Annotated in this window: 11 protein-coding genes; 4 read left to right on the top strand and 7 right to left on the bottom strand. The window is 73.1% G+C overall.

All coding sequences use genetic code 11. The annotated features are described in order from the left end of the window. Positions 1 to 93 precede the first annotated feature (93 nt). Positions 94 to 1899 (bottom strand): gamma-glutamyltransferase, encoded by a 1806-nt coding sequence (ggt, locus tag ACFV3R_RS34225; RefSeq protein WP_385591377.1) that lies wholly within the window; start codon positions 1897 to 1899, stop codon positions 94 to 96. 228 nt (positions 1900 to 2127) lie between these two features. Here ggt and ACFV3R_RS34220 point away from each other — a divergent pair, with 228 nt between their 5' ends. The 4 genes from ACFV3R_RS34220 to ACFV3R_RS34205 all read left to right on the top strand — a co-directional run bounded on the left by ACFV3R_RS34220 (position 2128) and on the right by ACFV3R_RS34205 (position 4868). Next, a complete protein-coding gene (locus ACFV3R_RS34220; RefSeq protein WP_385591374.1) occupies positions 2128 to 2577 on the top strand; it encodes a YchJ family protein in 450 nt (149 codons plus the stop codon). Positions 2578 to 2659: 82 nt separating this feature from the next. Further along, entirely contained in the window at positions 2660 to 3625 is a 966-nt protein-coding gene (locus ACFV3R_RS34215; RefSeq protein WP_385591371.1) for a GlxA family transcriptional regulator, read from the top strand. Between the two features lie 82 nt (positions 3626 to 3707). After that, positions 3708 to 4382: an HD domain-containing protein gene (locus ACFV3R_RS34210; RefSeq protein WP_385591368.1), complete on the top strand. Its 675-nt coding sequence runs from the start codon at positions 3708 to 3710 to the stop codon at positions 4380 to 4382. A 63-nt stretch (positions 4383 to 4445) separates the two neighbouring features. Further along, positions 4446 to 4868 carry a Rid family hydrolase gene (locus tag ACFV3R_RS34205; protein WP_385591364.1) on the top strand — a complete coding sequence of 141 codons (423 nt, stop codon included), beginning with the start codon at positions 4446 to 4448 and terminating at the stop codon, positions 4866 to 4868. A gap of 42 nt (positions 4869 to 4910) precedes the next feature. Here ACFV3R_RS34205 and ACFV3R_RS34200 read toward each other — a convergent pair whose 3' ends face one another. The 6 genes from ACFV3R_RS34200 to ACFV3R_RS34175 form a co-directional block, all read right to left on the bottom strand. Beyond that, entirely contained in the window at positions 4911 to 5801 is an 891-nt protein-coding gene (locus tag ACFV3R_RS34200) for an amino acid ABC transporter permease (protein WP_385591362.1), read from the bottom strand. Continuing rightward, the gene (locus ACFV3R_RS34195) at positions 5798 to 6442 is read right to left on the bottom strand and encodes an amino acid ABC transporter permease (RefSeq protein WP_385591359.1); all 645 of its coding nucleotides are present in this window, start codon (positions 6440 to 6442) and stop codon (positions 5798 to 5800) included. Before ACFV3R_RS34195 ends, ACFV3R_RS34200 begins: the two co-directional genes overlap by 4 nt. A gap of 15 nt (positions 6443 to 6457) precedes the next feature. Next, entirely contained in the window at positions 6458 to 7363 is a 906-nt protein-coding gene (locus ACFV3R_RS34190; protein WP_385591379.1) for a glutamate ABC transporter substrate-binding protein, read from the bottom strand. Between the two features lie 68 nt (positions 7364 to 7431). Next, a complete protein-coding gene (locus ACFV3R_RS34185) occupies positions 7432 to 8175 on the bottom strand; it encodes an amino acid ABC transporter ATP-binding protein (RefSeq protein ID WP_385591356.1) in 744 nt (247 codons plus the stop codon). 357 nt (positions 8176 to 8532) lie between these two features. After that, complete coding sequence (locus ACFV3R_RS34180) at positions 8533 to 9093, bottom strand: transglycosylase SLT domain-containing protein (RefSeq protein ID WP_385591353.1); 561 nt, start codon at positions 9091 to 9093, stop codon at positions 8533 to 8535. 563 nt (positions 9094 to 9656) lie between these two features. Then, the coding region (locus ACFV3R_RS34175) for a DUF6278 family protein (protein WP_385591350.1) at positions 9657 to 10003 on the bottom strand (347 nt) is incomplete at its 5' end.

The following is a 10003-nucleotide window of genomic DNA, read 5'->3' as shown; positions in this document are numbered from 1 at the left end:
TAAACGCTGCTGCTCACTGTACCGCGGGAGACCGGGGCCGCCCACGGTCACTTTGGCGCCCGGGGCCGCCCGCTTCCCCTCTGCGACGTGTCCTCAGTGGCGCCCGGGGTGCACCACCAGCGCCGAGCCGCCGCCGCGACGTTCCGGCTCCGCGGCGGCCAGCCACCTGCCGCCGGGCAGCCGCTGGATGCCGGTGGCCGCACCGATCTCCGGGTTCTCCGTGAACCGGTGGCCCAGCTTCTCCAGCCGCGTCCGCAACGGGCTGTCGTAGAGCGCCGGTTCGAGTTCGGTGGTGGCGGCGTTGCGCTGGCTGGCGCGCGGAGCGGCGATGGCGTCCTCCAGCGACATGTCCCGGTCCAGGAAGTTGGTGAGGGTCTGCAGCACGGTGGTGATGATGGTCGCGCCACCCGGCGAGCCCACGGCCACCACCGGCCTGCCGTCCTGCAGGACGACGGTCGGGGAGATCGAGGAGCGCGGGCGCTTGCCGGGGCCGGGCAGGTTGGGGTCGTGCACCGCCGGGTCTGCGGGGGCGAAGGAGAAGTCGGTCAGCTCGTTGTTGAGCAGGAAGCCGCGCCCCGGCACCGCCATGGCGCTGCCGCCGGTCTGCTCGATGGTGAGGGTGTAGGCGACGACGTTGCCCCAGCGGTCGGCGACGGTGAGGTGGGTGGTGTCGCGCCCCTCGTAGGTGGTGGGCGCCGCGGGGCCGCCGGCCGTGCAGCGGCTGCCGGGGTGGCGCGGGTCGCCGGGCGCCAGCGGGCTCTTCAGCACCGCGTCGTCGCGGATCAGGCAGGCCCGGGAGTCGGCGAAGGCCTGCGAGGTCAGGCCCCGGGTCGGCACGTCCTCCTGCGCGGGGTCGCCCACCCACCGGCCGCGGTCGGCGAAGGCGATCCGCGAGGCCTCGATGTAGTGGTGCAGGTACTGCTCCTCGCTCAGCCCGCCGAGGTCGGTGTTCTCCAGGACGTTGAGCGCCTCGGCGACGCTGGTGCCGCCGGAGGAGGAGGGCGGTGCGCCGTAGACGTCCAGACCGCGGTAGCGGGTGTGGGTGGGGGCCTGGTCGCGGACGGCGTAGGAGCGCAGGTCGGCGGTGGACAGATCGCCGGGACGCACCTTGCGGGTGGCCCCGGAGCGGACCGCGGGTTTGCGGACCGTGGCGACGATGTCCCGGCCGAGCGCCCCGCGGTACAGCTCTCCCATGCCCTTGCGGCCCAACTCGCGGTAGGTGCGGGCGAGGTCGGGGTTGCGCAGGGTGCTGCCCACCTCGGGGAGCCTGCCGCCGGGCAGGAAGAGGTCGGCGGTGGCGGGGAAGTCCCGGAAGCGCTCCTCGTTGTCGGCGGTCTGCGAGCGGAAGGTGGGGTCGACGGTGAACCCGCGGTCCGCGATCCGCTCGGCCGGGGACAGGACGTCGGCCAGCGACCGGCTCCCCCACTTGCGCAGCGCGGTCTCCCAGGTGGCCGGGGTGCCGGGGGTGCCGACGCTGAGGCCGCTGGTGACGGCGTCGGCGAACGGCAGCGGCTTGCCGTCCTCCAGGAACAGGCCCGCGTCCGCGGTACGGGGCGCGGTCTCACGGCCGTCGAGGGTGTGCACGCTGTGGGTGCGCGCGTCGTAGGAGACGAAGTAGCCGCCACCTCCGAGGCCCGCGGAGTACGGCTCGGTGACGCCGAGCGCGGCGGCGGTCGCGACGGCGGCGTCCACCGCGTTACCGCCGTCGCGCAGAACCTCCAGGCCGGCCGCCGAGGCGTCGGCGTCGACGCTGGCGACCGCGCCGCCGTACCCCACGGCGACGGGTGTCTTGGCGGGGCGGGGGGCGGGCCGGTCCTGGGCTGCGGCAGGGCCCGCGAGCAGCGTGCCGGCCAGGGCGAGCGTCACCCCCGCCACGAGGGGGCGGCGGACGGTGGGCATGGGCGTACCTCCGGGTGTGGCGCGGACGGTGGGTCCTGCGTGGCGCCCGCGGCGTCCCGGCGGGGAACGTGACCGGGTCCCGCGGAGCGCCCCTGGCGAGCGTACGCATGCTGATGCCCCGTCGGCAGGCGATGACACGAACATGGCGAGATCGTTCCCGCACGCACGAGGCTGCGCGGAACGCGCCCCTGCGCATGCGGCCCGGGTCCCACCGGGGATAATCGCGGAATGTCCCGCAGCAGGAAGCCGTCCCGGTCGCCGGGCGCCCCGTCCAGGGCCGCCGGTGGCCCCCTCTCCCCCGCCGCCCCCTGTCCCTGCGGCCTGCCCGCCGCCTACGGCGACTGCTGCGGGGCCTGCCACACCGGCCGCCGGGTCCCCTCGACACCGGAGGCGCTGATGCGCTCCCGCTACGCGGCGTTCGCGGTGCGGGACGCGGACTACCTCCTGGCGACCTGGCACCCGGACACCCGCCCCGCCACGCTCGACCTGGACGAGGACGTGCGCTGGACGGGGCTGGAGATCCTCGCCACCACCGGCGGCACCGCTTTCCACCAGGAGGGGAGGGTGGAGTTCCGCGCCCACTGGACGTCCGGGGGACGACAGGGCGAGCAGCGTGAGGACAGCCGCTTCGTGCGGGTGGCCGGCCGGTGGCTCTACCTGGACGGCGAGAGCGGGTGAGCCTTCCGGTGCGGGCCGTCGTGGGCCGCGCCCCGTCCAGCCCGGGAACGGCGTGACTGCCGTACCCCGCTAGGGTTTTGCCATGTCAGTGCATCGCGTCGCGGTCCTGGCGCTGGACGGGGTCACCCCGCTCGATCTGGCGATCCCGACGCAGATCTTCAGCGCCCGCCCGGAGACCCCCTACCAGATGACCCTGTGCGGGCTCAGCCCGCAGGTGACCACCACCGCCGGTTTCGCCCTGGTCCCCGAGGGCGGCCTGGAGCAGGTACGCGCCGCCGACACCGTGGTCGTGCCGGGCTTCGAGCCTCTCCACCGCCCCCCGGACGCCGTGCTCGCCGTGCTGGCCGAGGCCCGCCGACGCGGCCGGCGCGTGGTGTCGATCTGCACGGGGGCCTTCGCGCTGGCCTGGGCCGGCCTCCTGGACGGCCTGCACGCCACGACCCACTGGAAGCACGTCGAGGAACTGGAACGCGGCTTCCCCGCCGTCACGGTCGACCGCGACGTCCTGTACGTCGACGAGGGGGACGTCCTGACCTCGGCGGGGGTGTGCTGCGGCATCGACCTCTGCCTGCACCTGGTACGGCGGGACCTGGGAGCGGTGGTCGCCAACGAGATGGCCCGCGGCCTGGTCGCCGCCCCGCACCGGGACGGCGGGCAGGCCCAGTACGTGCCCGCCCCGGTCGCGGTGGCCGGTGACGCCTCGCTCTCCGCCACCCGGGGGTGGGCCCTGCACCACCTGCGGGAGCCGCTCACCCTGTCGGTGCTGGCCCGCCACGCCGGCCTCTCGCAGCGCACCTTCATCCGCCGGTTCACCGAGGAGACCGGCACGACCCCGCTGCGGTGGCTGCTCAACGCGCGGCTCGGCCGGGCTCGGGAACTGCTGGAGACCACGGACCACCCGGTGGACCGGGTGGCGGACGAATGCGGCCTGGGCACGGCCGCCAACCTGCGTCTGCACTTCCGCCGGGCCCTCGACACCACCCCCACCGCCTACCGGCGCACCTTCGGACGCTCCCACCGCACCCAGGAGCCGTCCACGGCCGGCTGAGACGCAGCGGTGGCAAAATCCTTTCGAAGTGAGGGAGTTTTGCCACTCGTCGGGCCGGTGGGCGTCCGGCCACGATGAGGTCATGACCGGACCGCGCCACGAGGTGGCCACCGACCTGACCACACTGCCCGGCACCCCCCTCGCCGAGGCCGTCCTGCACCACGTCAGGCCGGTGCACACACCCTCCGTCTTCCACCACACCGTCCGCAGCTACCTGTTCGCCAGGCTGGCGGCCGCCCGCCTGGACCTGGCCGCCGACCGGGACTACGACGACGGCCTGCTCTTCGCCGCCTGCCTGATGCACGACCTCGGCGTCGCCTCCGACGGCCCGCACCGCGGGCGTTTCGAGGTCGAAGGCGCCGACCGGGCAGCGGAGTTCCTCCTCCGGCACGGGAGGTCCGCAGCCGACGCCGACCAGGTCTGGCAGGCCATCGCGCTGCACACCTCCCCCGGCATCGCGGAACGCCGCGGCACGCTCTGCGTCCTCGTCCGCCACGGCATCGCGCTCGACTTCGGCGGCCCCCTCGGGCCCGACCGCCTCGACGCCGTCACCGACGAGCAGGCCGCAGCCGTCCACGCCGCCCATCCACGCCTGGACATGGTGCGCTCACTGACCGACGCGATCGTCGCGCAGGCCGCGCAGGACCCCGCGAACGCTCCCCGCTACTCGATTCCCGGCGAACTCCTGCGCGAACGCGAGACCTACGGCCGGACCCGGCTGGAGCAGGCCGCCGGTTCCTCCCGATGGGGCGACTGAGCCCTCCGCCGCCACGACCGAACCGAAGAAACAACCCAGCCGACGAAAAGGGAACCCTTCGCCATGCCCCTCCACACCGTCGAGATCCCCGAGGACTCCGCCGTCTTCGGGGAGACCACCAGCGCCTTCGCGCGCTTCGGTTACTCCGCCGCGGTCCGCGCACACGGCCTGCTGTTCATCGCGGGGACCATCGGCCGCCGCGCCGACGGGACCATCGCGGACACCATCGAGGAACAGACCGAGATCGCTCTCCGGCGCATCCAGGAGATCCTGCGCCTGGAGAACCTCGACCTGTCCGCCCTCGTCGACGTGACCAGCTACCACGTCGACATCCACCAGCACATGCCCGGCTTCCTCGCAGCCAAGCAACGCCTGGTCCAAGCCCCCTTCCCCACCTGGTCGCTGATCGGTGTGAGCGCCCTCGCCAGCCCGGGTCTCCTCGTCGAGATCCGTGCGACGGCCGCCTACCCCGACGCGTCCCGGTAGACGGCGGTCCCCGGCCCCCGGGCTTCCCCGGCCCAGGGGCCGTCAGCCCTGTCCCCCACCGTCCGCCTGGAGGGTGCCCGCCCGCGGTGACCGGCGCATGCCCTTGGTCCGCACGTCACGGCGCTCCCGTCGGCCGACCAGGTTCGCGACCCACGACAGGAGCATGCACAGGCCGATGTAGATCGGTGAGATCACCATGACGACGGGGATGAAGGGCAGGTCGTAGTCGAGGTTGGAGGCGATCAGGCGCCCGGCGTGCAGGAACTCCTCGTAGGTGATGAGGAAGCCGAGCGAGGTGTCCTTGAGGGTGACCACGAGCTGGCTGATGACGGTCGGCAGCATCGCCCGGACCGCCTGCGGGGCCAGGACGTGCACCATCACCGTCGTCTTGCGCATGCCCAGGGCGTGGGCCGCCTCGCGCTGGCCGCGGTCCACCGACTCCACGCCGGTGCGGAAGACCTCGGCGAGCACCGAGCCGTTGTACAGCGTCAACCCGGCGACCAGCGCGTACAGCGGCTCGACCCGGAGCGCCACGTAGACGAAGAAGATCATCACCAGCACCGGCATCGCGCGGAAGAACTCCACCAGGAGCGTCGCCGCCCAGCGCACCGGCCGGTGGTCCGAGAGCCGCCCGACGGCCAGCACCGCACCCAGGGCCAGGGAGAGCACCGCCGCGAGGCCGAAGGCCTTGAGGGTGTTGGCCAGTCCGTCCAGCAGCAGTTCCTGGATGCCCACGTAGGTGAACGGCGCCCACTTGCGGGCCGAGAACTGGCCGGTGTCCACCAGCAGCCACACCGCGAGGGCCAGCAGCGCGAGGATCGCCGCGAGGCACAGCAGGCCCCAGCGGCGGTGCCGGCGCAGGGCCCGGGGGCCGGGGACGTCGTAGAGCGCGGAGGCCCGGGGCGGGCGCCGCCTGCGGGTGGCGGTGGTCACCGCGGCACCCCCCAGCGCCGCTCCAGCAGGGCGAAGACCGCGCTCAGGGCCAGGGTCACCAGCAGGTAGCCGACCGCGATCCAGACGAAGGTCCACACCACGCCGTAGCCGAGTTCGCCGAGCGTCTTGTAGGTGCCGAGCAGTTCGACGACGCTGAAGGAGCCGGCGATCGCGGAGTTCTTGGCGAGCGCGATGAGGGTCGAGCCGACGGGCGGGATGACGGCGCGGAAGGCCTGCGGCAGGACGACGGCGCCCAGGGTGTGGGGGAAGGACATGCCCAGGCTGCGCGCCGCCTCGCCCTGGCCCACCGGCACGGTGTTGATGCCGGAGCGCACCGCCTCGCAGATGAACGCCGAGGTGTAGCAGCCCAGGGCCAGCACCGCGAAGAGCTGGAAGGGCAGGACCAGGCCGAAGCGCGGCAGGCCCAGCAGCACGGCGAAGAACAGCAGGGTCAGGGGGGTGTTGCGCAGCACCGTCACCCAGACCGTGCCCAGCGCCCGCAGCGAGCCCACCGGCGCCACCCGGAACCCGGCCATCAGCACGCCGAGAGCGAGGGCCAGCAGGGAGGCGTACACCGTCAGCTCGACGGTGCCCAGCAGCCCCCGCCCGTAGAGGGCCCAGTTCTGGGTCAGGACGTCCACGCCCGTGTGCTCCTCTCAGCTCGTCCGGTAGCGGTCGATGGGCGGCGGCTTCGGCGCGGGAACGCCGGAGAGCCCGAGGGTCGCCCGGTACGCCTTGCGCCAGTCGCCGTTCTTCTCCTGGCGGCTGAGGGCGTCGTCGAGGGCGAGGCGGAAGGCGGTGTCGTCTCTGGGGACGCCGATGCCGTAGGGCTCCTTGGAGAACGGCCGGCCGGTGACCTTCAGTTCGCCGGGGGCCTTGGCGACGTAGCCGAGCAGGATGGCGTCGTCGGTGGTGACGGCGTCGACCTGGAAGGTGAGGAGGTTGTCCACGCACACCGAGTAGGTGTCGTAGGAGACGAGGATCGCGCGCGGGTAGTCGGCTCGGATGCGCTGGTAGGGCGTGGAGCCCGCCGCCGAGCAGACCTTCCGCCCGTCCAGGTCGTGCGGCGAGTGGATGCCCGTCTCGTCCTTGCGGACCAGCAGCCCCTGGCCGGCGATGTAGTAGGGGCCGGCGAACCCGACCTGGCGTCTGCGCAGGGCGTTGATGGTGTAGGTGCCGACGTAGTAGTCGACCTGACCGTTCTGGAGGGCCGTCTCCCGGTTGGCGGAGGCGATGGTGGTGTACCGGATACCGGCCGGGGGGAAGCCGAGGGAGGCCGACATCATCTTGGCGATCTCGATGTCGAAGCCGCTGAACGTGCCGTCGGCAGGGTTGCGTTCACCGAGGTAGGGCTGGTCCTCCTTGACGCCCACGACAAGGTGCCCGCGGGCTCTGGCACGGCGCCAGGTGGGCGAGTCGGGCAACCGGAAACCGTGCCGCACCTGGTAGGAGGGGAGCAGGCTCTTGCTGGGGCCCTTGGCGGGCGGACTGCCGGACCTGCCGCAGGCCGCGGCGGCGAGGGCCAGGGCGGAGAGCAGCGCCACGGTGAGTGCGGGCCGCAGGCGTCGGGGCCGGCGCGGCCGGTCGCTCGGGTGCGGGCGGGGTGTGGGCGGCACGGTCCGGCGTCCCCTCAGTGCTTGAGGATCTTGGAGAGGAAGTCCTGGGCGCGGGTGCTCTCGGGAGCCGTGAAGAACTCCTCCGGCGGCCTGTCCTCGACGATCGCACCGTCGGCCATGAAGACCACGCGGTGGGCGGCCGACCTGGCGAACCCCATCTCGTGGGTGACGACCACCATCGTCATGCCCTCCCGCGCGAGCTGCCGCATGACCTCCAGCACCTCGTTGATCATCTCGGGGTCGAGGGCCGAGGTCGGCTCGTCGAAGAGGAGCGCCTCGGGTTCCATGGCGAGGGCGCGGGCGATGGCGACGCGCTGCTGCTGCCCGCCGGAGAGCTGCGCCGGGTACTTGTCGGCGTGGGCCGCCAGCCCGACCCGGTCCAGGAGTTCCCGTGCCCGCCGCTCGGCGTCCTCGCGGCGCCGGCGGCGGACCTTGACGGGGGCGAGGGTGAGGTTGGCGAGCACCGTGCGGTGGGCGAAGAGGTTGAAGGACTGGAAGACCATGCCCACGTCCGCGCGGAGCCTGGCCAGTTCCCGTCCCTCGGCGGGCAGGGGGCGGCCTGCCAGCGCGATGGTGCCGGTGTCGATGGTCTCCAGGCGGTTGATGGTGCGGCACAGCGTCGACTTGCCGGAGCCGGAGGGGCCGATGACGACGACGACCTCGCCGCGGTCGACGGTCAGGTCGATGTCGCGCAGGACGTGGAGGGAGCCGAAGTACTTGTTGACCCCCCGCATCTCGATGAGCGCCTCACCGGCCATGCCGCACTGCCGCCTCCCGTTGGTGTCACGAGGGTCCGCAACCTAATCGCGGCCGTGGGCGTCCCCACCGACTGACACGCCACCGGGTGCGCCTTTCCTCCGGGCGCGCGGGAGGTTCAGGCGATCGCGCACCCGCCCGGCCGAGGCACCCTGCGGCGGGTTCCCGGTCACCGGCTGTGACGGCTTCCTGCCGGGGCCGGGACGGGGATGCCTGCGCGCTCCGGAGGTCAGGCACGGGTGAGGGCCGGGTGGGATCGTGTGATCCCACCCGGCCCTCACCGGTGACCCGGGCCCCGCCGCCCCCGACCGGGGAACGGCTGTCCCCAGAGCCCGAGCGGACTGTGACGTCCCGCCCGATCAGTAGGCGGAGTCGACGTGGTCCATCGAGCCGTAGCGGTCGGCGGCGTAGTTGCACGCAGCCACGATGTTGGCCACCGGGTCGGTCAGCGAGTCCTTGGTGCCCTTGACGTGGTAGGTGTCGAAGGTCGGCTGGATCACCTGGAGCAGACCCTTGGACGGCACGCCCTTCTGAGCGTTGATGTCCCAGTTGTTCTGCGCGGTCGGGTTACCGCCGGACTCACGGATGATGTTCTTGTGGATGCCCTGGTAGGAGCCGGGGATGTGCTCGTACTGCATCACGTCCAGCGCCGTGCGGATCCAGCCGTCCAGGTCGTCGCCGTGCTTCTTCTTGCCCTGCTCGACCAGCTTGGCGACCTTCGCCGCCTCCTTGGCCTGCGCGTCCTTCGCATCGGCCTTCTTGCCGTGGACGACGGAGACGGCCGCGGGCTTGGCCTCGTGCACCGGGGCAGCATGGGCCGGAGTCGGCGCCAGCGTCGCGGCGGCAGCGGCGGCACCCGCGGTGGCAATACCGGCGACCGTGTACTTGCGGAAACGGGTGGCGGTGGTGGTGGCAGTCATGGCGTACCTCTCTACGGGGGACATCGTGGGGAGGCCGACAAGCTGTCGGCGGCACATCCCGGAACCCTTGGGGCGTCCGGTGCGTGCTCGACGCGGCTTCTCGCGTCGCGGGGCCGGTGTCAGGCTCAGGCGGAAGGACTCCCGCCCGGTCCGGCGCTCGGCTCCCCGGTACGTCCACCACCCTGGGAACCGGCTCCCCACCGGCGCCAACCTGTGACCTACGAAGGTGCCTGGGGGAGGAACGGGAGACGACCGCAACGACGGCCTTCGTGGCAGGGGCGAGGCCTACTACCGCGCTTCCCCTGTGACGCAGGCCCCGTGCCCGCCCTCACAGACGGGGCGCACACTCCGGCATCTCGCCACCGGGGACTGACCCACGGTGGTGCGACTGATCACCCTCAGGTATCCGGCCGGCGAACAGGAGGCAGGGCTCAGAGGGGGAAGGGCCGCCGGGGCAGGGCCGCCGGGACGCTGAGAGCCGGCCGGCACGGCGGCGGAAGGGTGGCGCGCCCCGGCCCGGGCGCCGGGCAGGCGGGCAGGCAGACGGGGAGCGGGCGGCCCCGTCAGTCCTCGCTGGCCTCCGCGCAGAGCTGGGAGAGCTCGGGTGCGCCCTCGTCCGCCCAGGAGTGGCCGGCGGTGACCACGTCGACCTGTCTGCCGGACTCCAGGCGCACGAGGACCCGGCCGTCGGGCCACACCTGCCAGCTCGCCCCCGGCAGGGTGCGCACCAGCACCGTGCCGAGGTAGAGCCCGGCGTCGTTGCCCAGCCAGGCCGCCGTCTCCGGGTCGTCGCGCCAGACCGGCCGGAGCTGGTCCAGAGCCTCCAAGGAGGCGACGCTGTCGTCCAGTTCCACACCGGCGGCCTGCGCCTGGGCACGCAGCAGCTCGCACTCCGAGAGCAACTCGGCGA

It is taken from the genome of Streptomyces sp. NPDC059740 (assembly GCF_042733155.1).
Classification (GTDB): domain Bacteria; phylum Actinomycetota; class Actinomycetes; order Streptomycetales; family Streptomycetaceae; genus Streptomyces.
Note: the sequence above shows the minus strand (reverse complement) of the source record. Positions and strands in the feature narration are given on the sequence as shown.